This window comes from Sphingobacterium sp. HMA12 (assembly GCF_002933815.1).
Classification (GTDB): domain Bacteria; phylum Bacteroidota; class Bacteroidia; order Sphingobacteriales; family Sphingobacteriaceae; genus Sphingobacterium.
Genome location: NZ_BEYR01000001.1, coordinates 1189885 through 1213330, shown reverse-complemented (window position 1 = coordinate 1213330; position 23446 = coordinate 1189885). Strand labels below are relative to the sequence as shown.

Sequence of the window (23446 nt, the reverse complement as noted above, 5' to 3'; positions counted from 1 at the left end):
AAATTAATGGTTTTTTTTTGATATCATAGCGTCGAAACAAGTTTTCCTGAATTATTGTGACTAAAAAAGATAAAAACTTTGATATTACTATCGCACGATGGCTAGCTAAGCTTCGGGTAGAAAAGACCGTCTCTCAAGAGTATCTTGCTGTACAATTAGGTAAGGGCCAATCTGACATTGCAAAAATAGAAAGCGGCAGTAAAAAGGTGACGGTTATCGAACTATTGTCTTGGATGGCAGCTTTAGATATTCCATATGAAAGGATTAACGAAATATTTCCATCTATTTATAACGATTTATCGACTTAATTGAACTTAATTTGAAAAATTTATTAGCTATAAAAGCTAAACTTCGAAGGATGTTGCTTCCAATTCCGCCTGATTGTGAGGAAATTGCAGCAATTAATTTGCTAGAATATCTATCTCATCAAGGCATAGAAGCTGACACTATAGGCGAATTTCTCGATGTGAAATATGAAGCTTGGCGTCTAGATCAAACTTTAGATCCAACATTTAAGAGTGCAGTAGCTTATCTTTTAAATATATCCTTAAAACAAATTCCAAAGTTAGGTGACCATTACTTCACTTTACATTCTTTGATTTTAAATAAACCGTTTTCATCTTTCGAATTTGCTACTATATTGCTAAGCCACCTAAATATTATATTATCTTTAGCAATTGAACAGAAAATGTCTGCAGCGAAAATTACTAGAGTTTTAAAATCTATTGATATAAGGCTAGATTTAGTGAGCTGGAAAAGTATTAGGGACCTTTTAGGGAAAATAGGAATTGCTCCTATATTAAACCCAAATTATGTCGAACAAGTTTTTGAAAAAGATTCCGACTATCAAGATTTATATTTTGCAGATTCTTCAATAGAAGATGCTGCAGAACAAGTGGGAGAAATAGCTCGCACCCTCCAGTTTAATCTCGATCTTACAAATATTTTGAAAAGACTTGTTGCTCCAGAAAGTAGCCATCTCCCCTATCTTCAAATATTACATTATCAGACACTAATTGCAGAATTTTATGATCATTCCTTTATAACCCTCTACGAATTCAACCCAAGAGGCAATGTAGCTCTTTGGCTATTCGAAAAGTGGAATAATTTGGTGCACACTGGAAATCCAATATTAAACAATGCTAAAGCTGTTGATATAATTGACGATAATTGGGTTAGTAGTAGGAAGCCTAAAGAATATGAACAAGCAGCTAATCTGGTTAGCGTTTTAAAAGGTTTGGAAGGAATGGGGTTTGCGGCTGCCCAAGAGTTAAGTGGATGGATAAGACGCTGGTTAGTACGCTATATAAAAATCAATACAATTGAACCGGAACTAATACCTATAGAATTATCTAGATCTCAAATTTTTAAAATCATAGATTTTATAGCACAGTCACCCACAAATACCTACGGAATTCTCGAACAGCGGTTTGTCGACCTTTTTGCTTCAAATCACCTCCTAAAATCAGCAGGATGGAGAGGACGAGGAATCGGCGATGCTGTAAACTCTAATAATGTATCACGAAAAAAACTTGGAGATTGTGACTTTCAAAATTCAAATCTGCTTCAAATTACTGCATATGAAGCGCATGGAGGCATATTAACCAAGATTTACGCTGAGGGACATCTTCGAACATTGAAACATGCTTTAATAAAAAGACGAGAAGAATTAGAAAGTATTGCCGATCTGGATAAATGGACGTTAAAACTTAATTTTATTGCGTATGATTTTAGAGGTGAACTGCTCAAAAACTTAAATATTGAAGGATTAAAGGTTGATATTTTCTACGTTAAAATGTCTTCTATTAAGGATCAAATGCTACTTTTCGAATTCAAAGAGTTCCAAAGGGTTTTTGATAACATATTTATTAAAGAGTTAAATGATAGACGTACACCCGCTTTTATAAGGAATAAAATAAATAGCTTATTAAAAGTATAAACGGAGTGTACCGCCATCTGCGATATTAATAGAGAGTAAGGGCGTGTAATACAAAGTGTCGGAGGATTAAAACTTAAAGAACTCCCTCCCATCCGGGACTGTCCCACTAAGTGTGTAAATAAAAACTACGGAGTTCAGTTATGTTCCTTATAACTGGACTTTTTTTTCAAATAAAGTTAAGAACTGATTTAGGATAATAGCCCAGTTACGAATGGGCATTGTCCAATTTCTAGAGATTTCTCTCAAAGCCAAATATACAGATTTTAGTACGGCATCATCACTGGGGAATGACAGTTTATTCTTTGTGTATTTAAGGATCTTCCCATTCATGTTTTCGATGATATTGGTCGTATAGATTATTCTTCGGATCTCAAGTGGAAAGTCGTAAAAGACGGTCAGTTCGTCCCAGTTCTCCTTCCATGATCTTACTGCATAAGGATACTTGGATTCCCATCTATCGGCAAAATCTGCCAGTGCGGCCTGTGCAGCCTGTTTATTGGGAGCATCATAGATAGGCTTCATATCCGCTGTAAAAGCCTTTTTATCCTTCCATACAACATATCTGCAGGCATTTCGGATCTGGTGGACAACACAGACCTGGGTGCTGCACTCAGGAAATACACTCCGTATGGTAGCGGAGAAACCATTGAGATTATCGGTCGCTGTAATCAGCATATCCTCTACTCCCCGGGATTTTAGGTCTGCCAGGATTCCCATCCAAAAACTGGCACTTTCATTCTTACCCAGCCACATGCCCAGAACTTCTTTATAGCCATCCCTGTTTAGGCCCACAGCAAGATAAATGGTCTTATTGACCACTTTGGAGTTCTCCCTGACCTTAAAAACAATGCCATCCATCCAGACAATCAGATAGACGTTGTCCAGCGGGCGGTTTTGCCAGGCGATCACATCACACGCCACACGGTCGGTAATCCGGGAAATCGTCGATTCAGAAAGGTCAAATCCATACACATCGCGCATCATATTTTCTATATCCGAAACACTCATGCCTTTGGCATATAGCGAAACGATCACGTTCTCAACTCCGTCAATCATGTTCTTGCCTTTGGGAACGATGATCGGATTGAATGTACCATCGCGATCTCGGGGAACCTGAATCTCCAGATCTCCCTGATCCCCACGAACCTTTTTACTCGTATGTCCGTTCCGAGAATTGCCCTGACAACTGCGCTCATGCTTTTCATAGCCAAGGTGGCCGTCCATTTCTCCTTCGAGCATTTGCGATACTGCACGTGCCTGTAATTCGCGGAAAAATGATTGCAGCTCTAAACCGTCCTTAAAACTCTTTAAGAACTCCTTGTCGTTTAATAGTGAATCCTTGTCAATCATACTCTTATAAAGTTAGTAAATAAAAAATGCGAAGTCCTTTCAAACTCCGCATTTCTATAACTTACACACTTTATGAGACAGTGTCTTTTATACCTAGCTTTTCCATTCTCGATTATATCAATTAGGTTCATTGAGGCCTTATCTGGTTCTAACATAGCGTATCTTTTTATCTTGTTTAAGTTATGAAATTTGGCAAGAACTCCATCTTTAAAGCTTTATGATGAGTTCTTTTAAAAATAACATTCGCGAAAAACTAAATATATTCTTTTCGTTTAGGACCGGATCGTTTGAATAATTGAATTTGAGTAATCCTATTGAATTATGCCATTGACATAGCTCAGTTTACAGTCTCGTCCACTCCTTGCTGTCCGCCAAAGAAGACATTAGACGACCTAATAACTCTATTCAATTATTTCATTGCCAAAGTTTACATTATACTTCCGAAAATTTCTATTGATTGCATTAAGAAACTAGCCATTCTATATATTTCGAATCGTATTTACTCGAGGTTTTGATCCATTTCTTTTGAAGTCTAAGATAAACCTTTTGATAGCTTTTATTGTAAGGTATTAAGCTAAACCGCAGCGCACCCAATTTAGTAATACTACTCTGTTTAAGTAAAAATAAGAGGTATTTTTCATCGACTTCATTAAGTGCCTGATCAAGGTCTTCTACTGTCTCGAATCCAGCTGCAACTAACTCTTCAACATGCTGCTCTAAAAAACTGGAGCTTTTAAAGTTCCTCAATACTTTATGCTTACTACAATATTGAGTAAGCAGAGGTAATGTTAATCGACTTGCGTCGATCTCAAGCTCAGATTCAATTAAAGAATCAAGATCAACCTCAAGTACACCTTCTAACGTGCGATCTGCATCCAAAATATTTATTATCTTTCCTGTGTTATAATAAACATTCTCAATATAGTGTAAATAAGGTTCTTTTGAAGCAGACATCCAATCCTTTTTCGTAGCATCAAAAGTTAAAAAGATCGCATTAGTATTATTATCAACCATATATTTCATAATCTCATGAATGATAATAAAATCTCCATAAGGGTTTTCAGGTTTTTTCTTAATATCTCCCAATCCTGGAAAAATTATCTTTCTATTTTTTGATATAGATTCGGGACTAACATCTTTGGTATCCTTTTTCAAGTTATCAAATTCAGACTTAACTGATTTTAAATACTCTTGGTCTAATCCGTCCAGAATTATACACTTATTAATTATGTCAAGAAAAGGATCTTCAAATTTTAGTTTTTTATAGTCGTTGCTTACAGTCTTTATTTTGCCATCAATAGATCCTTTAGCTTTCTCCAAGTTATCTTTAGCATTTGAAATATCGCTCTCAAAATCTGGATAATCTTTAAGAATGACTTTGTTCTGATTTAAAAAATTATGTATTTTATTCAAAACCTCAGACGTGAAATTTCCTGGTATTTTAGCGGTGACATCTTTAAAAAAATTATCAATTACCTCTTCCCTATTTTTGAGAAATTCCTGTTGAACCTGATAGGTCAACACAATACGCTGAGTTTTGCTTTTAATAAAAGTTAAGAGTTTTTTTCTCGCTACGAGTGAAATCTCATAATATCTTAGGAGCACATTAGCATCTAAAAATATTGGTGTATTTGTTTCGAGTCCAATCTCCATATCAATATTTTTGTGATACTCTTTTAAGCAAATACTATATTTCTTTAAGTCATGATATCCTCTTTTGGCAAAAAATGAAATCCTTACTCGTTCTTGGTTTTCCATAAATATAACTCTTGGCTCTGATTAACCGCTTTTTATTAATAATGTTTGAATCATAATTCATTTTCTATTAAAAATGAATGTCACTTGCTACCTTTAAATCTAAATATTTAATCTCTTGAACTCATCGATTTTATTTATTAAGTTTTCGAGAAATGGGATGGTGTAATATCGCCCGTTTAATCTTACAAACTTTTCATTTAAATCTATTATCCCATCTTCCCTTGTCCAAACAGGATAATATTCACCTTCTTGCCGAATTTCTATTCTTATGATTTTGTCAAGTTTTTCAGCTAGTTCATCACCATAAAGTGTTGTATAGGGAGAAGTTCTCCTATTTTGGTTCCAAAAGGTAAAAGCCCCACTAATCTCGATATATTGGATCCGTTGACTTTCCTCGACAACTTTAACCCAATCTTTTTTCAAATCTCTTATAAATTTTTCTAACTCCATTTTTCTTATTCTTTATACATAAAAGAAAAGTTTATTTTAACTTTTCTTTCAACATATTAAATTATCTTTTTAATCCCTATAAACACGGAAAAGATTAAAATCTCATATTGATTAAGCATAAACTTCTTTTAAACCAACAATCTGAGCTATTGTATTTGTTATCTCGAATACACTGCTTATCCTTAACTCTACCATATTTCCAAAGTAAATAGGGTTTTTTATTATATCTAAAACATCTCCCTCGAAAATATAATGAGGTTTGGATAGTTCTAGAACATACTTCCTAAATTTCTCATATTGAAGAGTTGTTTTGAACTTTATTGAGTAATAATCTCTATCTAACTTATAATAATTTATGTTCCATTGTTTCTGAAATTCTGAAAGAATGATATATATTTCTTCTTCCTTCTCTAAATGGAATTTATCCAATAAGCCATCTCCGTCGTCATTAGATTTATAATGTTGTGCATGCCGCCAATGAATAAAAATATGCTCTTCAAAATCAAGCTCAAACGTCCCAGCTAATCCACTGAAACCATTTAAAAAAATCTCTAGATTTTTATTTATTCCATACCTTAAAGTGGATACAATGTACAAAATAGGAGCATTTCTAAGACTGTATTCTGCTCTCTTGATTTCTTCGGCAATAGCATCTAAAATTTCTCGACAATGATAATCAGCACAAGAAGAGAAGTATTTTAATATTTTACCTGATAAATCTAATAACGACCAGCCATATTCATTTAGATCGTATTTGTTTAAAAATTCAGTCATCCTGCTATAAAGTAATTTATGCTCAGAATTACTTTTCAGGTCCAGAGGCACATACCAATTATTTGCGTGATAAATATTACTCTCATATTCAAACTTTCCCTTACATAATGCAAAAATCTGCTCCTGAATATATAGGTTGAATAAAAGATCGTCAACAGAATATGTTATTTTCATATGCCAATTGTGATTATAAGATCTTAACTGTTGATCAGTGATTTTATGCAAGACATATTTTCCAAATAGAATATCTTGGCTTGCCCTTTTTACAATTTGATCTTTTAAAGATTTGTTAACGGACTTTGGGGCTATATCCTCATTAAGGTAAAATACTACTTCATCAATTTCATATTTTATTTTTTTATAAAGAAACTTTAATTGTGCCTCGACTGTCTCTATATTATACCTCTCCGCCGGCCTTTGACGTATCATATTTTCAACAAGACTATCTATTTCAAAAAATAGCGGATAAACATCTGCTATTAACTTAAAGCGTGAGCCAGCGGGATTTTGCTTTGTAAAACACTCGTTTATAATCAAACCTAAAGCATAAATATCAGCTGCTTTGTCAATATTTTTAGCATTGTTTTTTAACTTTTGCTCAGGAGCCATATAATTACGGTTCGCTAGCCAATCGCCTTTTTTTGTATGATGGTAGTCTTTAAAATGAGCTATACCAAAATCTGCTAATACCAATTCGTTTCCTTCAATAAGGATATTTTCTGGTTTTATATCCCTATGAAGCACTCCCTTTTTATGAATAAATTTTACTGCGTTGCAAAGTCTTAAAATATACTTTATTAAGGTATCAACATCGGTTTCTGAATCAGTTATATCCCTTAGTGTTTTTGAATAATAGGGCATGATATAACATGGTTTTTCCTTATGGATACCCTCAGAGATCACTTTAACAATGTTTTTATGAACCGTATTCTTACAGAATAATATTTCACTTTTAAAGCGTGCTATTTTGTCAGAATTTTCTGAATTGATATACTTGATTGCAAAATTAGTCCCATTGGATTCTGCTGTCCAAACAGTACCAGAACCACCACTCCCCTTTTGCTCTTTGAGTTTATATTGGGTTCCTCCAAACTCAATGATTTCGTTCTTTTTAAACATGTTTTAAATTACTACTACAATCAACTATATATTGTATTGGTTTTCAATTATATGTATGTATTTTTAATTGGTATCCAAATCTCATAATTTAAGGGAAACAAAACTCTATTTATTTATCAGTTCTAAATTCTGTTTCAAGTTATCATATTCACCTAAAAATGTGAAAAAGGTCTCCTCCAATTTGTTAGCTTCAACCGACAACTCCAATAGTTTATTTAATGCTAAATTACATTCTTCTATAAAGCTTTCAGTATATTCAGAATCAATATGCGGACTGTGTAAGAATTCTGATTTTAAAGATTTTTTAAAAACGGTGTGCTGAAAAAGAGCCGTTTCTTTTTCTCCTTCTTCCAAAGATTGATACTGTTCCCTTATAATCTTTCTTATGCCTATATAAATAACAGATTTACGCTGTAATATACTATTTATAAGCAAGTGGTTCTCCTGCAAAACTTTAGAAAATTTGTGGTGATAATTTTCAACATCGTTGTTTACTTTGTCAATTAATAGATCTAACCGTATCAGTGACTTGTATGACAAATTGAAATGCTCTGTACTATCAAACCCAGCGACTAAATGCGATGTGAAGTGATTTTCGTAATCAAGTTTTAAAAGTAATTTTAAGGACTGTGGTCTAAAGCTCAGTACTGAGGGGTTAAAATCAAAATTCTCATCACTTAATCTTTTGTATTCTTTTTCAATGGCGTAATGAATTTTATCTAGCTCAACAATTAAAGATTGAATGTTGCTCTGATATATTCTCCTTACCGAATGATATTGACTATTGGCCTTTTCTTCTTCTGCTTGCGCTTGCTTTTTTAGCTGATGTTTTAAGACAAAAAAAGCTCCTAAAACCCCTAAGACTGATCCTATAATAGGAACTATAAAATCTTTGGCTAAATCATAGTAAGAGTGTCCCAACATAAAATAATCGTAGAAAATTTACTTTACACTTTTTATTAAGTCTGCTGTGGATTGCAATAATTCTTTAGCTTTTTCCAAAGCCTTCTCTGGAACTTTGACTTCTTCTTTCTCCAGAGATGGTTCTCGATAAATACCAGATACTGCCTGGATTAAAAGACTGTCTTTCACACTCATTTTATCTGGAGTTTCGTCAGATAACATATTGGTATAGGAGGTTAAAGTCATCGCTACAGCTGATTTAAATGCATACTGTTCCTGATAATTTCTTTCTTTTTTGTACTGGTTTACGCAGAAGGCTACTAAAAACCAGCCAGGAGATGTTTTTATAGCATTAATGATTAAATTAATCCATTCAATTCCAATATTCGAAGGTAAATGTGTAAATACAAGATAGACCCATATTATTGTAGCAGCTACAGAACAAAATGTTCCCAATATCCACCATCTTGCATTAACTGATAATTGTTCATTTCGGTCATTAAATTTATATCCGAGGCTACCATCCGCTGCCATACCAATCAGTTTAGTGATAGTATCTTCTTGAGATTTAATATTTTCATGACTCTCTTTGATTTCATCGTTTAAATTCTTATTCTCTGTTTCCAGTTTTAGAATTTTAGCATTTATATTATCAAATTCTTCAAGCTTAATTTGATATTCTTCCTCATAATGTTCGTTAGATTTTTTAATTTCTTTTAGCTCATTATTTGACTCTTTTTGTATTGCCTCAATACTTTGCATAGATTCATTTGATTTGCCCAATAGAAGATTTATTTCATTCCCTTTAATTGATAGATCTTTATGCAAGTCCTGAATGTTGTCTGCTTTAGAAGTAAAGTCTTCGATCAGTTTAGTTATTTTCTCAAATTCTTCACTACTTTCGTCCTTTAAATTTTTAAGTTCAGTAACACGCTCCTCTAATATTTTGGACAGTAGTTGTACCCTAGTTTCTGCTCCAACTAAATCAACTCCCCTTAGATTATGAAATTTAATAGAAGACTTATCCCAAAATCCATGAAATATTTCATAATAAATTATTTTATTTAAAACATCGGCAGCGGCATCTTTATGAGGGAATACTTGTAAATAAACAAAAAAAGTAGTTATCTCATTATTGATATCAATTGTTCCATACTCACTTCCAGTATTTATTACATTCGGAAGAAATAGTCCTAAACCTTGTTCCAATTCAATTTTTAATTGATTGAACGTCCTATCATATAATGCTTTAAATTCGCTAGCTTTATAATTTCTAAAGAAGATGTCCTCAATATTATCAGTCTTATTGTTATCAGAAATCAATTTATCAAAGTTGAAAGAAAGGATATCTTCTATACCCTTCAATATCCGCTCTTTTTGGCTAATATTCATTTTGTATTACAATTAATATCAAATTTTATTAGAATTTTAAATTTATAGATGTTAAGATGAGAATACCTTTGGGAGACTCTAAAGGACTCCAAAGAATCACTCGGATATCGCTAAAGACAGTGGTGCCGATGACAACATTGGCAGCTATTGAATCATTATATCGTGAAATCTCCCTCCCTTCGATGGAATTGGTAGTGGTTACTATCATGGCATGCTACTTTTCAATCGGGCATGGTTAATACCCAAGCCGAATATAATTATTTATTTTGAATTAATATGTTTGTCAATATTAACTATCTAGATTATTACACACTTTGTAAGACTAAGCTAGTGGTTTATAAAGTTGGTTGCTTACGGAAAACCGTAGCCCACCCCTTAATCGTATTGGTTACCACGACTTGTTCGTTGTCCGCCAGATTCTGTGGGAGCTGCAAACCGCCTTTCCCAAAGAACTTTACCCACCCCAAGGTAAAAATTCACATGGCGGAAGAATTGCTTTATTATAAAATTCTAATTTTCCACATTTCTATATTTTGTCTCGATTTATTACGAATAGTGATATAATTGTTGTCATCCCATTTGGAATCTAAATAATAAACTATTTCACCATCGCTAGGCTCTCCTTCTGTAATCAAATTCCGATTGATTTCCATACCATTCTTGTCAAATAAAACCCAAAATAATCTAAAGCAGTTAATCTCCCATTCGCACCAAAGTCCTAATTTCCATTGACGATTTGGTGAGAGTTTGTATTTACTATTTATAAAGAATTTATAATTTAAATCGCTGTCAAGACAGTATTTATATGCTTTTATTAATGGCTCAGTATCCCACTTTTCCAATTCACCAATAGTTATCATTCCGGAATGAATCAAATCAAGCTGTAAAGACTTCTTTTCACATGCACTCATTTCAAAATACTGGTCAAAGTTTATTAGCTTATAAACTTCGCGGAATCCCTGATATGATGTTATTTTATCCACTTCTGCAGGTTCCTCTCCAACCGAAATCAAACATTTCCTGACATCATCTGTATTATATTCACGAAGAAATGACCAATACATTTCGGCAATGCTCCAACATTCTTCATTGAACACTTTAAAATTTTTACCTTGTACAAATTTCGCTCTCAGACTAATTTGACTTAATTTCATTATATCCACTATTTACTTTGGAAGTGATATAGAGTTATTTCCCTATGCATCATGAATCGCATAATTATAGAGTAATTTTGCCAGTTCTTCATTAGAAAGGGATCTGTTTTGATTATTATTTGCCTCGTCAATGGCATCTAAGAAATAATAAAAATCAAATAAACTATAGTAATTGATTCCATTATCTGAATATTCTATACTCCCTCCTGTTTTCTCGATTTCAAAATATCTCAATTCATTATGAATATCCAATGGGATTTCCATAAAAATCTCAATCACTTCAGATTCCTCATGTAATGACTGCAGATGGCAGAATTCTTTGAACGAACCACCATCCCTAAAAAAATCAATTAATTCTAAAAGCTTCATCTAACGCTGCTATTTTATGTTAAATTTAAACAAATCTTAAAACACGTGGTAAAGAATTGTGGACACTTGTTCCTGGACAAATATTGAATAGCCGTGTTGAGATATCAATTAGCAAAACAGGGAAAGAAATAAAAAGAAAGATCGTTAAAATATCTCTTGAAAACCCGTGGGGTATTTATGATACCAATGATGAGGCTATTTTTGAGGTCTTTGATGGGGATGTTGTGGGTTGAGACAGAAAACTTATGGACGGTAAAGTAAAAATTATATGGTTAATCAATTGTACGAATTGAAAGTAAGAGACAGACAAAGCTTCATCAAATTTTTAGATTGGTTGCGCCAGGATTTGCTCCAACATCCTGAAACTTGGGAAAACAAAACCTTACCTGATTTTCTGGAAGCTTTAGCGGCATATGCTGAAGATATCCAAGGATATTATGATAATACAGATGCAAATGTAGATGCTGAAACAGCTGTGTGGTCAACATTTGCTGATATTTTCAAAGGAGCTAAGGTTTATGAGTAATGATAATGTGGATCTATTTTGGAGGTGATCACTAAAATTGAGGAAATCACAAAGCTAGAACTAACTTTTGGCAAGGAATTGGGCACTTTATGTAATCTTAAGTTTCCAGATTTGCGAATCAATAATGAGAAGGAATATTTACTTAAATTCGAATAGATAAAAGAATACAATAGAGAAGCAAAGAACAGGAGGAAAAAGCAAATAATTTCAATAATTATATGCCTAAAACTGAACTCAATGAATATAGCGAAAATAAACTTGATCATTTTTCTGGTTTTTATATGGCAGTTTTCAGCTCATTTACTCTATGCACAAGATTCAAGAACTGTAATAGATTCCTTGGCAAAGAAACTGGAGAGCTTGGCTGCGAAGAACAATGGTACCTCGATTTACCTGCGTACCAATAAAGATATTTATGAGACCATGGAAGATCTCTGGTTTAAAGCCTATTCCGTTGACCAGAAGCATCTCCTGCTATCCTCAAATGATAAGACCTTATATGTACAATTGGTACAGATGGAAACGGACAGTGTTGTTTGGGAAGAGCTATATCCAATCGAGGGGGGAATTAGTACCGGCCATATTTATCTCGATAACGCATTGAGAGAAGGTGCTTATTGGTTATGTGCATATACTTCCCATTCACTGAATGGGGAATCCAAACGCTTTATAGATGGCCGGAAAATCAAGATCATCAAAAGCATAAAGGAACTTGAAGTACAGAAGAAAAAAACTGCAATAGAGACCCCACTTCAAGAAATAGCCGAATTCAACCTTTTTCCAGAAGCAGGCCTTCTGCTTGCCGGTGTTCGGAATACCGTTGCATTTAAAGCAACAGCTAGAGAAGGAGATCCAATAAACGTTTCGGGAAATATCTATGAGGATGATAAGATAATAGGCTCCTTTAAAAGCATACATGATGGGATGGGCCGTTTTCAGATCATACCGACAGCGGGCCGAAGCTATAACGTTAGGCTAGAAAGCCCTTATGACAAAAAGAGCTTTTCATTGCCCGAGGTTGTTCGGGAAGGTATGACTTTTTCATTGATTGCCAACCAAGAAGACAGTTTAGCCTTTCAGATTTACAATGTAGGGAGACCTCAAAGCTTCTATCTGCAGGTGCAGAACCGTGGTCTTCCGGCTGTAATGGCTTCCGGTGAAATTAAAGATAGTACTGTAATAAAATTGCCATTGACCGATGTACCAGCAGGTATCTCAGAAGCAACACTTTTTAACGACAAAATTATCCCCATCGCCGAAAGATTGTTCTATATAAAACCCAATAAATTGGTTATCGTCACCACAGAAATTTCTAATGAAAACGCTGGTAGAAGGAATAAATTGAGTTTAAAAATTAAGGCTCAAGACCAGCATGGGAAACCCGTCATTGCTCAATTGGGGGCTATGGTCTATGATCGTTTATATAATGACCCCTCAGATCAAAAAGATATACAGACACATTTTCTGATTTCCAATCAGATTAGAGGCAAAATTCATAACCCAAGCTATTACTTTGACGCGAGCAAGTCTGACCGTCACCAAGCAATGGATTTGTTGTTGCTTACCCAGGGATGGCGTTCCTATAATTGGAGTGGATCATACCTTTCTGATAGAAATCTAAAAATTAATGAAATAATTCCTGAAATTGTCACGGGTCAGCTACTTCACGTAAAGAAAGAAAAGGTAGGAAGCCAGCAAGCGATTATGCTTTTTGATGCCCACCGGAGAGAAAGCCAATTGGTACAAGTGGATAACAGCCATATCTTTCAAATTTCGCCCGAGAATATGCTGATTGGTAGAGATGTCTATATCAAACATTTTGGCAAACCGGAGGACATGGAATTGAAGATCCTCGATCCATTTCAACAAATACGTAAAATCCAACCTTGGAAACGCATTGAATATCCTTTTAAATCATTTAGGGATACCTTTATCAAAGACAGCACCTTGCCAGGTCTGTCCAATCGCTCGATAAAATTGGAAGAAGTGCTTATTAGCGCTCGGCAGCAAAAAACATTTCGCGATAAATATATCGGGTACCTGGACAGTTTGGCCAAATACCAAAATAATACTGATCGAGCTCATGGAGCGTGGTTAAATTGTCCAGGCGGTGATGGTGACGAATTGCCTGTCGAGGGAAAAACATATATCATATGGGATGGTCCTAATCCGCCCAACTCCCACCCTTTCAGCTTTAATTCGACAAACACAAAACGTATTGTTTATGAGTTTCCAAAATACAGTGAAGCGGAACTAATGAAAATGTTCGGAATAGTTCGAACAAAAGGCTACTATCGACATAAGGCGTTCTACGAACCCGATTATGATAAACAACAAGATTCGGCGCCGGACTATCGTAATACACTGCTTTGGGCTCCGAATATCATTACGGACGAGAATGGCGAAGCTACCCTTCAATTTTATACCTCTGATATTAATAGTTTATTTTACGGGCTTGTCGAAGGTATATCGGATGACGGGAGTTTCGGGAAATCTACTTTTCAGTTTCGAGTAAATCCATGAAGAACACCTTCATATGGCTTTTGAATAAAACCCGCCTTTTCATCGGTATACAAACCCAGCAATATCAACTATAGCTTTTTTTGCATCGCTCGTTTGTCTTCGAGTTCCTGTGATCCAGCTTCTTTAAACAGTTCATTTTTGATTTCTTACTTGCAGCAATAATTATTTTTTATCGTCCAACATTATCCATACCGGTGCATGATCACTTGCTTTCTCCCATCCACGAACATGACGGTCTATTCCTCCTTCTGACAACCGTGGTGCTATTAGCGGGCTAAGCAATATATGATCCAGCCGTAACCCGGCGTTCCGGCCATAGGCATTTCTCAAATAATCCCAAAAGGTATAAACTTCTTGGTCTTTAAAAAGTGTTCGGATCGAATCCATCCATTCCTGGCCAATAAGCTGTTTAAATGCTTTTCGGGCCTCAATCCGGAATAGCGCATTTTCAATATACTTTTCCGGCTTGTATACGTCCTGCTCTGTCGGGATAATGTTGAAATCACCTATAATGATCACCGGAACCTCCATTTTCAGTAATGCTTTTGCCCGTTTCATCAAACGTTTAATCCAAGCCATCTTATACTCAAACTTAGGCCCTGGATAAGGATTGCCATTAGGCAGATATAGACAGCAGATCAATATCTGGTTGATAATAACCTCCAGGTACCGGCTATGGCTATCCTCCTTATCGCCAGGTAATTCCCTTGTCACTTCGGTAATCTCGTACTTCGATAAAACAGCTACGCCATTCCAGCTTTTCTCTCCATGCCAGACTGCTTGGTATCCTGCGTCGTTGATGGCTTTTATCGGAAAGCGCTCCTGTGGAGCCTTTAATTCCTGAAGGCAAACTATATCCGGAGATTCTTCTTTTAGCCATCGAAGCAATACAGGTAGTCTCCCATTAATACCATTGATGTTGTATGTTGCTATTTTCATTTAGTGTTATTGAAAGCTGCCATCTCGGTTTAGGTCTACTTCCAGCAAAAGAATAAGTTTGGCAATAGCAGGCTCCCGCCATTCTTCCGCAAGATCTCCTTTAACATAAGCAAGATGCTCGTCTAAAATCAGCTGGCAACCATCCATTGTAATTCGTGCATACTGTCCATACTCTCCCTCCTGGCCAACTTCAAAATCAAAGTATTTCTCTCCTCCTTGGTTATTGGTCACTGGAATGCCTGTAAATGTGATGATAGCTGCCTGATTGCGGTCCTTTGCATCCTTTTTATTTTCATTGTCTGTCATAATAACTGTTTTTGGAATAGAACAAACGCCGACCAATAGCGTTTGAAGCTTTTAAGATATTAACAAAACAGGCTTTCGAAGAACTAAAGGCACGTGGTTTGTGTTTACCAGAAAAGTCGTGTTATGAAAAAGATGCCAGCCCGCATAAGACCGATGCTTTGTACACTTATTAAAGAACCGATAGATAGAGACGATTATCTCTATGAAGTGAAATGGGATGGTTACCGTATTGTATCCTTCGTTGAAAAAGGAAAAGTACACATGGATTCAAGAAGTGGGCTAAATTATACTTCCAAATATCCTCTGGTTGAAAAAGCGCTTAAAAGCCTAAAACACGACGTTATTATTGATGGCGAAGTAGTTGTATTCAATCAAGAAGAAGAGCCGGATTTTGATGCGTTGCAGCTCTATAACGGGCATGAATTGCCAATCAAGTATTGCGTATTCGATCTGTTATGGATGGACGGTCAGGATTTGCGAGGATTTCCGCTAACAGAAAGAAAAGAGCTTTTAAAAATACTGGTTAAGGACAATGATGTTTTCCGATACAGTGAAAGTTTTGATGATGGGCCGGCTTTATATCAGCAAATGCTGGATTTAAACCTAGAGGGAATCGTTGCCAAGAAGAAAGATAGTGTATATACCGAAGGTGACCGGGGCAACGATTGGCTGAAAACACCAACCCGCAAACGACAAGAATTTGTGGTCGGCGGTTGGGCAGAATCTGATAAAGCCAGGTCTTTCAAAAGTCTTTTATTTGGTGCTTATGAAAATGGAAAGTTCACTTGGATCGGTCGCAGCGGTGGCGGTTTCAAAGACAAGGAAATGCCGGGTATCCTTAAAAAGCTACAAGCCATAGAAACCCAGGAATCTCCTTTTGTAAATAAAGTACTAGATACTAAGGGAGCCAAAATTCACTGGGTAAAGCCTCAGCTGGTTGCCAACTTTGAGTTTGCCACCTGGACGAAGACAGGGAGAATCCGTAAGCCGGCCACATTTTTGGGTTTCAGGTTGGATAAGAAACCAAAACAAGTTGTAAGGGAAGTTCCAAAATCGACAAATGTAATTGAGGATGAAGTAGCAGAAGAAAAACCTGTTGCAAAATCAAATCCGAAGAAGCCCCTAACGAAGAAAAGCACAAGAAAATATCTAAACAAGGATAGTAATTGGCAGCGAGTCGATGAGTCTTTTGAAGGATCGGAAGTAACCGACTTCCCGATGAAACACTGTACTGTTCAGCTTCATGATATCGGCCGAGAACTTTGGAAAGGTGTTGCTAAAGGAGATCTGATCTTGTACTACAATAAAATTGCTCCCTACATCCTACCTTACCTCCAGGATAGACCCCAATCTTTGAATCTAAAACTTACAAGGGCAGGCGGCCCGACTACTTTTATCAAAGACATGGAAAACCGCCAGCCGGACTGCGCTGAAGTATTTACAGACCGGCGCCGCGTAAAGAAAGCTGGCAAAAGGGATCAGATTGATTATCTGGTCTGCAATAATGTAGAGACGCTACTGACGATGGTGGATTGGGGTTGCGTTGATATTAATCCCCGGGCATCCCGGATCCAACATCCGGACCAGCCGGATTATATATGGCTTGATCTCGATCCTACGGTTACAAAAAATACCGAGAATGAGGGTTTCGAAATGGCTATTCAGGTAGCTATTGCAACCAAGTCTGTTTTGGACAAACATAAACTAAAAGGCTTTGTCAAGACCTCCGGCAAAACCGGGCTGCATATTTATATTCCCTGCAGTGGTTTTTCGTTTGAACAGACGAGGATTATCGCAAATAGACTGGCTGATGAAATTCATCAATTAGTTCCCGATATCAGCACTAGAATCGAAACAGTTAATCATCGAAAAGGCAAGGTTTATATTGATGCGAATCAGAACGATTATGGGGACACCTTGGCAGCTCCGTACTCCGTCAGGCCCTATCACGTGCCAATTGTAAGTACGCCTTTAGACTGGAAGGAAGTTAAACCAGGTCTCGATCGTTATAAATTTACCATGGATGAAATTTTGATAAGGATAAAAAAGAAAGGTGAGCTTTTTCACGACCTTAATGACGAGAAAATTACTATCCAAAATGGAACAATAATGAGAGCATTGATTTAAATACTTCACTAGGCCAAAGTCTAATTACGCAACTTCCAATTTCTCACTCATTATATTAAGCATTTTGTATACAGCATCTGGATTAGAAAGCTTTTTAGGTGGAAAATCAGGGAATTCCATTTAACCATAGTCCTAAATAGATCTTGCAGGATTTTCGGCGTGTTATAAAGTGAAGTTCGGGCAAGCTTCACTTTTTTATAACTTACATTTACTAGGACAGGGCAAAAAAAATCGTAAATAGACGAATCCCTACTTATTTTGTAGAATCAATTTATCTAAAACTGTTTTTAATTGGCTACCTCTAAGATTTCGTGCTACAATTTTCCCTTCTTTGTCCAAAAGAAAGTTGTCAGGAACTCCTTTTAAGCCAAAAACCTGATAAAGTTCACCGCTGAAGCCTCCTGTGTCCAATACATTAGTCCATGATAGCTTATCATTGTCAATAGCTGAAAGCCAGTCCGCCCGTGATTCGTCAATGGATACGGCCAATATCTCAAAGTTTTTTGATTTGTATTCGTTATACAGCGATCGCAGGTAGGGAAACTCTTCTCGGCACGGACCGCACCAGCTCGCCCAAAAATCCACCAGAACATATTTACCTCTAAAATCTTCAAGATTAACGAGATCGCCCTCAGCGTTGGAGAGCTCAAATGTGGGAAGATCTTTACCAATTATAAGATGAGGATGCGCCATTATCTTTTTGTTCAATAGCTTGCCTGTATAACTATTTTTGAGTTCGTTTGAAAGCGCATTATATAATGTATTGACCAAGGCGGGTTGTCCCTTCAAAGAGGGAAAGGATCGGTTCAAAAGATCCAGGCTGTAGAAATTGTTAGGGTTACTTTGGATAAATTTGCTTAAAATGCTATCTCCTAACGCCGTTTTATTCTCTTGGTCTTTATTTGCAAGATATACGGCTCTTCGGTTTTCATTGTAAGCTATCGCCGACTTATCTAAAGCAGAACCATTCAATTTATATTTGTTGTCGTCAATATTCAAATTTTCTCTAGGGCCCGAGAGCCAACCTGTTAGACCATGAAAGTCTAACCGATCCCCCGGTGAGACCCAAAACGAGTAGACAATTTGATCTTTTACCAATCGTTTATTGAAGTCATTGTCAATAATAAAATTAATACGGGTTGGTTCACCGATATTGCCACTAAAAGTAAAAGTTCGATCATCTGATAGTTGTAAAGAATCATGAATTACCTTTTCATTATTTTTATACATGATCCTATACTTCGCATTTGGAACGGTGTCAATCCTTCCCTGAATCGTAAAGTTGCTACTACTCTGTCCTATAGTGACCAAAGGAATTGATAATAATGAAATTATAGCTAATAATACTGTTGATTTTCTCATAATTCTGAATTAGACCTACATCAACTAAGTTATTAGTTATAGACCAGAAAAGCAAGTCGCCCAGAAAAAAAATATCTCTTTGGTTAGGTATTACCTTTGGTATTCAGAAACACGAACTGTTTTTCGGGACGGTAAAGCAATCTAAAACTTTCCAGCTTTCATTTATTCTCGGAGTTGTTCTGTGCTGTTCTGTTCCAAACAATAGTCCATTGAAAGTCTTATCGCCGTAACAACTCGATTCTGTAGAACTACTTCTAATGGCGAAGTTGGCAGAAAACTCTGAAGATCAGGCAAATTTAGTGGCATTGCGCATTAACCTATTGTACTTTTTGTATATTAGCTTTGTAAAACCATAATATCTAGCTTTATATATTCCCAAAAATGAAAAAAATAGTATCGTTCATAGTTATACTTTTGTTCTGTCAAAGTTTAAGCGCCCAGACTGTAGATGAGTTAAATGCGCTTGGTATAAAACATGCTAAAAAAGAAAAATTTGACGAAGCTTTTTCAGCTTTCGATAAAGCAATAAATCTGTATCCTAATTCACCCGGAGCTTATGCAAATAGAGGCAACATTTACCGGTTTCGTGGAAATTTCGATCTTGCAATAGCTGATTATTCAAAATTTCTGGATTTATCCCCTAATAACATTAATGTGCTCTATGCTAGAGCGGGTGCTTATAAAGAAGTTGCTACATTTGACAAAGCAATTTCTGACTATTCGAAGGTAATTGAAATAAATCCATCACAGCCAGACATTTATTTTGACAGGGCATATTCTTATATCAGATTAAAAGATTATGAGAATGCAAAAAATGACCTAATATCACAATTAAAAATATCTCCAAAAGATTTTAAGTCGCTTGCAAATTTGATAAACGTTAAAAAGGAATTAAAACTATTTGACGAAGCGCTTGCGGACTATGATAAAATACTAAATGAATTTCCTAATCAGCCTAACCTTCATATTCTTTATAACAATCGAGCGAATCTCTATAGAGAAACCAATAAACCTAAAGATGCACTGGTGGAAATAGAGAAAGCTTTAAAATTAAATAAGAATTATGCCATAGGTTACTTTAATCGAGCTGCCATTTATTTAGATCTTGGTGATGAAAGCAATGCTTGCAAAGATTTAAAAAAAGCATTGTCCCTAAACCTCCAGAAAGATCCCCATTTTGAGGTAGATGAAGATTTTGAAAAGCTGAAATCACTTTGTAAATAAATGATTTGCACAAGTCATCTAATGCAAAATTACATATATTGAATTTGAAATAAAGGCTATTCATACTTAATCAATATTTTATGGGTAACATATTTGACCAGGAAAAGTTATACCCTTATGAAGGTGCAATAAAAGAGCATTTCGAAGATCATTATGACAGCATTTTCATTGCATTCCTCCCCTTCTTTCAACTTGACAGAGAGGAGACTGATAAAAGTAATCTAAAAAAGGCTAAGCTACTATCACATGAAGAGGCGTTGAAGAAAATTGATTTTTTAAAAAACCTTCCAGAAGCGAATAGGGACATCTATAATTACGACAATGAACGATATCCCTCCGATGAAGATATTTTTAGGGAGGCTAAAGCAATACCTTGGAAAAATATCGTGAACGGCTCAACCCTGACGGGCTGTGCGGAACTTAATACGGCCCTAAGGACTTCTATAGGTGGGCTAAACCGAAATTTTACGAGACCGGACCTCATGGAAAAGCTTAATAATTATACAGATCGCGAAAGTATCTACCACCCGACTGAAGGTGCGTTTGGTATGCTTTCAAAGATGGCTATCCATAAAGCTTTCAAACTCTTGGGAAAGAATCAGATCATGATAACGGACGAGTTTTATGAAAATACCACAACTGTGGATCTTGACCAATTAACTGAATATGAATTCTGTGATGAGATCGGCGGCAAAGATTATTACCTATACTCGGCTGATAAAGAAATTCTGTTTACCATTGAATGGGATAGCTTTTTCTTTCTCATCGCAACGGATCATAAAAAAATGGATCAACTTATCGCAAGCGATTTGTTTGAGGGTTTTCTCTGTAATGACAAGACAGAACATTATTGGGAATACACGGTTGAGATATAAAACAAGAATTATAGCCTGAAACAAATTTAGTATAATATAGTACAACAGTCATATATGAGAACAGAAACCAAAGAAGGCCAACAACTTTTATCTGCCGCTTGAGAAAATCGGTCACATCATAAATATTCAAAAATTTAATAATAAAGGGACTATCCAATCACATTTGAGATAACTATAAGGTTAATTTATATATGTCCAAAGGTAACGTAAAAGCAAATTCAATCAACTCTTTGGATTAATTAGCATCGATATGAATCATTTAGAGCCTGCACCATTATGGACATTAGTAGCTAACATAAAACGGGAAATTAGCTATGGTGAAGGGAAACGACAACCCCGTATCGGTACGAAACAGTTTAGTCCTGGAGCCAAAGTATATATTATCGATTGGTTTGCAGGGATGACCGAAGATATTACGGTAATTGGGTTGGCCCGAGACACAAAAAGGTTAATTACGATTGTAATCCGGGCGGAATGGGTTGAACACCTCCGGGTCAAACTTTGCTACAACCCTAAAGTTTGTTCAAAAATAAAGGCTTACTTTGATAAGGAGGAAGCTGGGATGCAGCGATATACTGAGCAATTTATAAATGAAATGTTTATCGGTATCCCACAATGGAATGAATCGGAGTCAAAGTAATGTATGGATAATATAATTTAACAGTCGCAAATGGACGAGCTTGATGATTTTACGATTGGATTGCACTCAGGGGGGCAATCAATTTCAATTACAGTAATTGGATTATTAGTTATTGATGAGACTAGCAACTGGGATAAGAATTGGTTAAGAACTAAAATCTCAGTATAGGCCGGGGTTTTTAGCGGTATATATGACGCAGACCTAACAACATTTGACTTTGAGAATTTTAAACAGGACGTTTAGGATTTTCCAAAATTCTAATTGATCTCGCTTAATCACATTTTTATTAGCAATTAATAGCCCTTTTTTATACTTTTATTTTTAATATTTAGAGAAATAACCGCTCACTTTTAACAATGAAAAGTATCACGAATTCAATCACATCTTCTCATTATATTAAGAGCTTAGCATTTGACTACGTTGAAACCTACTCTCTTCAAAGAGGAGATGAATATGAAGCTGCTATTCAAGTGCTTAAACCAGAACGTAACAAGTTAAAAGTGAGAAAGGAGAAACGCAATAATCTGACCGAAACCGAAGAAATTCGCCTGAGCGAACTGGAGGCGCTATTAAGTGTAACACAGTACTTAATTGATGATACAGGTCTATTTCATTTTTCTAGTCAAAGAACCAATAGTTTTCAGTATGGTAATGAGTCAATCAGTCTACTAAAGAATATTTTGCTTACAAAAACAACTGATGTGTCCAATTGGATGTGTGGCCCTATTTACAGGGATGCTATCGTATTCTATAAAAGCTCAGGAAAAATTGTTTCTGTTTTGAATGTTTGTTTAAGTTGCGAAGCTATGGCTATAGATAGCTGCAATCAGGTTATCGCTGATTGCAGCATATATGAAATGCTTCGAAAGTTCTTTAAGGAGATTGGTCATCCTGTAGAGTCATGAATTGGACAAAGAGAATTATTCCATATGCACAAAAGAACAATAACGATATGTATAATGGCCGTGATGCTATTTTCATGTACTTCGAAAAACAAAGTTCCAAGTAAAAATAACGATATCATTGTACCAACAGAAGAGTTCGATCTGACAGATACCATACCGAAAATAACCATTAAGGATACATCGCTGACATTCCCACAGCTGTTTGAAGGCAGTTTCGCGAAGGGAACAAAAGTAACACAATTCGGCGCGGAAATTACTTTTGATAAGATAGCTGTAGGAAATCTAAAGGTATCGTCAGGCCAGATTATCGCTACCGACCCCGTTATGCTAAGCGATGCGATAGCTTTTAATGAAAAGTTTCCTGTTGGTGGGTTTCAGGTGGAATTGGCAATGGCAAATATCAACGCTAATAAGGATAGAAGGATCGCCTTTGCACGAATAAAGTTCTCAGATAAGCCTATCTGTAAATGGGAGCTTGCGTTATTACCTGGACAGGCTCCAATTCCCATCAAATCCAAAGAAATATATGGCTATGGAGTAGATGCAGGAATAGGTCTTTTCGTCGATCAAGTAGCAAGGAATAGCTTAAATGATATTCTCGATAAAAACTGGGAGACAATATTCTCCGAAAAATTCAAGGATTATTTAAATTACGATTTTCAAAACCAAAATGCCGTCTTTTTCTCCACGGGGTATGGAGATGGTTTTTATGCTACTTACATCGGAAGAGACAGTGACAGTAAGATCTGTCAGCTGTTGACTGACTTTGATATTGTACTGTGGCGGAATGTTGGGGAGTATTAAAAAGATG

General features: G+C 35.9%; 22 protein-coding genes. 10 read left to right on the top strand and 12 right to left on the bottom strand.

The annotated features are described in order from the left end of the window. The first annotated feature begins 56 nt into the window (after positions 1-56). Positions 57-308: a helix-turn-helix domain-containing protein gene (locus HMAT_RS05190; RefSeq protein ID WP_158655630.1), complete on the top strand. Its 252-nt coding sequence runs from the start codon at positions 57-59 to the stop codon at positions 306-308. An 11-nt stretch (positions 309-319) separates the two neighbouring features. Continuing rightward, entirely contained in the window at positions 320-1939 is a 1620-nt protein-coding gene (locus tag HMAT_RS05185; protein WP_158655629.1) for a hypothetical protein, read from the top strand. 147 nt (positions 1940-2086) lie between these two features. On the opposite strand, the gene HMAT_RS05180 is transcribed toward HMAT_RS05185, so the two are convergent. From HMAT_RS05180 to HMAT_RS05140, 9 genes are all read right to left on the bottom strand, one after another. After that, positions 2087-3289 (bottom strand): IS256 family transposase, encoded by a 1203-nt coding sequence (locus HMAT_RS05180; protein ID WP_104381717.1) that lies wholly within the window; start codon positions 3287-3289, stop codon positions 2087-2089. Positions 3290-3751: 462 nt separating this feature from the next. After that, positions 3752-5047 carry a PIN-like domain-containing protein gene (locus tag HMAT_RS05175; RefSeq protein WP_104381716.1) on the bottom strand — a complete coding sequence of 432 codons (1296 nt, stop codon included), beginning with the start codon at positions 5045-5047 and terminating at the stop codon, positions 3752-3754. A 99-nt stretch (positions 5048-5146) separates the two neighbouring features. Next, positions 5147-5497: a hypothetical protein gene (locus HMAT_RS05170; RefSeq protein WP_104381715.1), complete on the bottom strand. Its 351-nt coding sequence runs from the start codon at positions 5495-5497 to the stop codon at positions 5147-5149. Between the two features lie 111 nt (positions 5498-5608). Beyond that, positions 5609-7390, bottom strand: a complete 1782-nt coding sequence (locus HMAT_RS05165) for a serine/threonine-protein kinase (protein WP_104381714.1) — start codon at positions 7388-7390, stop codon at positions 5609-5611. Between the two features lie 105 nt (positions 7391-7495). Next, on the bottom strand, positions 7496-8314 hold the full coding sequence (locus tag HMAT_RS05160) for a hypothetical protein (protein WP_104381713.1): 819 nt from the start codon (positions 8312-8314) through the stop codon (positions 7496-7498). Between the two features lie 18 nt (positions 8315-8332). Further along, positions 8333-9685, bottom strand: coding sequence for a hypothetical protein (locus HMAT_RS05155; protein ID WP_104381712.1), 1353 nt, complete (start codon positions 9683-9685; stop codon positions 8333-8335). Positions 9686-9713: 28 nt separating this feature from the next. Next, a complete protein-coding gene (locus HMAT_RS27700; protein WP_104381711.1) occupies positions 9714-9893 on the bottom strand; it encodes a heavy metal-binding domain-containing protein in 180 nt (59 codons plus the stop codon). A 292-nt stretch (positions 9894-10185) separates the two neighbouring features. Further along, a complete protein-coding gene (locus tag HMAT_RS05145; RefSeq protein WP_104381710.1) occupies positions 10186-10839 on the bottom strand; it encodes a hypothetical protein in 654 nt (217 codons plus the stop codon). 42 nt (positions 10840-10881) lie between these two features. After that, positions 10882-11208, bottom strand: coding sequence for a hypothetical protein (locus tag HMAT_RS05140; RefSeq protein WP_104381709.1), 327 nt, complete (start codon positions 11206-11208; stop codon positions 10882-10884). A 268-nt stretch (positions 11209-11476) separates the two neighbouring features. On the opposite strand from HMAT_RS05140, the gene HMAT_RS05135 reads away from it, so the two are divergent. Together HMAT_RS05135 and HMAT_RS05130 are read left to right on the top strand one after the other, a co-directional pair. Continuing rightward, the gene (locus HMAT_RS05135; protein WP_104381708.1) at positions 11477-11734 is read left to right on the top strand and encodes a hypothetical protein; all 258 of its coding nucleotides are present in this window, start codon (positions 11477-11479) and stop codon (positions 11732-11734) included. 237 nt (positions 11735-11971) lie between these two features. Then, the gene (locus tag HMAT_RS05130) at positions 11972-14257 is read left to right on the top strand and encodes a hypothetical protein (protein WP_104381707.1); all 2286 of its coding nucleotides are present in this window, start codon (positions 11972-11974) and stop codon (positions 14255-14257) included. 162 nt (positions 14258-14419) lie between these two features. On the opposite strand, the gene xth is transcribed toward HMAT_RS05130, so the two are convergent. Together xth and HMAT_RS05120 are read right to left on the bottom strand one after the other, a co-directional pair. Continuing rightward, complete coding sequence (gene xth / locus HMAT_RS05125; RefSeq protein WP_104381706.1) at positions 14420-15196, bottom strand: exodeoxyribonuclease III; 777 nt, start codon at positions 15194-15196, stop codon at positions 14420-14422. Between the two features lie 6 nt (positions 15197-15202). Beyond that, positions 15203-15502 (bottom strand): hypothetical protein, encoded by a 300-nt coding sequence (locus HMAT_RS05120; RefSeq protein ID WP_104381705.1) that lies wholly within the window; start codon positions 15500-15502, stop codon positions 15203-15205. 123 nt (positions 15503-15625) lie between these two features. Here HMAT_RS05120 and ligD point away from each other — a divergent pair, with 123 nt between their 5' ends. Next, positions 15626-17629 (top strand): DNA ligase D, encoded by a 2004-nt coding sequence (gene ligD, locus HMAT_RS05115; protein ID WP_104381704.1) that lies wholly within the window; start codon positions 15626-15628, stop codon positions 17627-17629. Positions 17630-17878: 249 nt separating this feature from the next. Here the strand turns inward: ligD and HMAT_RS05110 are convergent, their stop codons facing one another. Beyond that, positions 17879-18991 carry a TlpA disulfide reductase family protein gene (locus tag HMAT_RS05110; RefSeq protein ID WP_104381703.1) on the bottom strand — a complete coding sequence of 371 codons (1113 nt, stop codon included), beginning with the start codon at positions 18989-18991 and terminating at the stop codon, positions 17879-17881. 381 nt (positions 18992-19372) lie between these two features. Between HMAT_RS05110 and HMAT_RS05105 the strand changes: the two genes are divergently transcribed. From HMAT_RS05105 to HMAT_RS05085, 5 genes are all read left to right on the top strand, one after another. Further along, positions 19373-20215 carry a lipopolysaccharide assembly protein LapB gene (locus tag HMAT_RS05105; protein WP_104381702.1) on the top strand — a complete coding sequence of 281 codons (843 nt, stop codon included), beginning with the start codon at positions 19373-19375 and terminating at the stop codon, positions 20213-20215. 80 nt (positions 20216-20295) lie between these two features. Then, positions 20296-21090, top strand: a complete 795-nt coding sequence (locus tag HMAT_RS05100; protein WP_104381701.1) for a DUF2711 family protein — start codon at positions 20296-20298, stop codon at positions 21088-21090. Between the two features lie 250 nt (positions 21091-21340). Further along, positions 21341-21730 (top strand): hypothetical protein, encoded by a 390-nt coding sequence (locus HMAT_RS05095; protein WP_104381700.1) that lies wholly within the window; start codon positions 21341-21343, stop codon positions 21728-21730. Between the two features lie 356 nt (positions 21731-22086). After that, positions 22087-22635, top strand: coding sequence for a hypothetical protein (locus HMAT_RS05090; RefSeq protein WP_233789115.1), 549 nt, complete (start codon positions 22087-22089; stop codon positions 22633-22635). 24 nt (positions 22636-22659) lie between these two features. After that, on the top strand, positions 22660-23439 hold the full coding sequence (locus HMAT_RS05085; RefSeq protein WP_104381699.1) for a DUF4241 domain-containing protein: 780 nt from the start codon (positions 22660-22662) through the stop codon (positions 23437-23439). Positions 23440-23446 lie beyond the last annotated feature (7 nt).

Excerpts from the sequence above, each read along its gene's own strand:
- HMAT_RS05180 (WP_104381717.1), bottom strand. The coding sequence starts at position 3,289 with ATGATTGACAAGGATTCACTATTAAACGACAAGGAGTTCTTAAAGAGT.
- HMAT_RS05175 (WP_104381716.1), bottom strand. The coding sequence starts at position 5,047 with ATGGAAAACCAAGAACGAGTAAGGATTTCATTTTTTGCCAAAAGAGGA.
- HMAT_RS05170 (WP_104381715.1), bottom strand. The coding sequence starts at position 5,497 with ATGGAGTTAGAAAAATTTATAAGAGATTTGAAAAAAGATTGGGTTAAA.
- HMAT_RS05165 (WP_104381714.1), bottom strand. The coding sequence starts at position 7,390 with ATGTTTAAAAAGAACGAAATCATTGAGTTTGGAGGAACCCAATATAAA.
- HMAT_RS05160 (WP_104381713.1), bottom strand. The coding sequence starts at position 8,314 with ATGTTGGGACACTCTTACTATGATTTAGCCAAAGATTTTATAGTTCCT.
- HMAT_RS05155 (WP_104381712.1), bottom strand. The coding sequence starts at position 9,685 with ATGAATATTAGCCAAAAAGAGCGGATATTGAAGGGTATAGAAGATATC.
- HMAT_RS27700 (WP_104381711.1), bottom strand. The coding sequence starts at position 9,893 with ATGATAGTAACCACTACCAATTCCATCGAAGGGAGGGAGATTTCACGA.
- HMAT_RS05145 (WP_104381710.1), bottom strand. The coding sequence starts at position 10,839 with ATGAAATTAAGTCAAATTAGTCTGAGAGCGAAATTTGTACAAGGTAAA.
- HMAT_RS05140 (WP_104381709.1), bottom strand. The coding sequence starts at position 11,208 with ATGAAGCTTTTAGAATTAATTGATTTTTTTAGGGATGGTGGTTCGTTC.
- HMAT_RS05135 (WP_104381708.1), top strand. The coding sequence starts at position 11,477 with ATGGTTAATCAATTGTACGAATTGAAAGTAAGAGACAGACAAAGCTTC.
- HMAT_RS05130 (WP_104381707.1), top strand. The coding sequence starts at position 11,972 with ATGAATATAGCGAAAATAAACTTGATCATTTTTCTGGTTTTTATATGG.
- xth (WP_104381706.1), bottom strand. The coding sequence starts at position 15,196 with ATGAAAATAGCAACATACAACATCAATGGTATTAATGGGAGACTACCT.
- HMAT_RS05120 (WP_104381705.1), bottom strand. The coding sequence starts at position 15,502 with ATGACAGACAATGAAAATAAAAAGGATGCAAAGGACCGCAATCAGGCA.
- ligD (WP_104381704.1), top strand. The coding sequence starts at position 15,626 with ATGAAAAAGATGCCAGCCCGCATAAGACCGATGCTTTGTACACTTATT.
- HMAT_RS05110 (WP_104381703.1), bottom strand. The coding sequence starts at position 18,991 with ATGAGAAAATCAACAGTATTATTAGCTATAATTTCATTATTATCAATT.
- HMAT_RS05105 (WP_104381702.1), top strand. The coding sequence starts at position 19,373 with ATGAAAAAAATAGTATCGTTCATAGTTATACTTTTGTTCTGTCAAAGT.
- HMAT_RS05100 (WP_104381701.1), top strand. The coding sequence starts at position 20,296 with ATGGGTAACATATTTGACCAGGAAAAGTTATACCCTTATGAAGGTGCA.
- HMAT_RS05095 (WP_104381700.1), top strand. The coding sequence starts at position 21,341 with ATGAATCATTTAGAGCCTGCACCATTATGGACATTAGTAGCTAACATA.
- HMAT_RS05090 (WP_233789115.1), top strand. The coding sequence starts at position 22,087 with ATGAAAAGTATCACGAATTCAATCACATCTTCTCATTATATTAAGAGC.
- HMAT_RS05085 (WP_104381699.1), top strand. The coding sequence starts at position 22,660 with ATGCACAAAAGAACAATAACGATATGTATAATGGCCGTGATGCTATTT.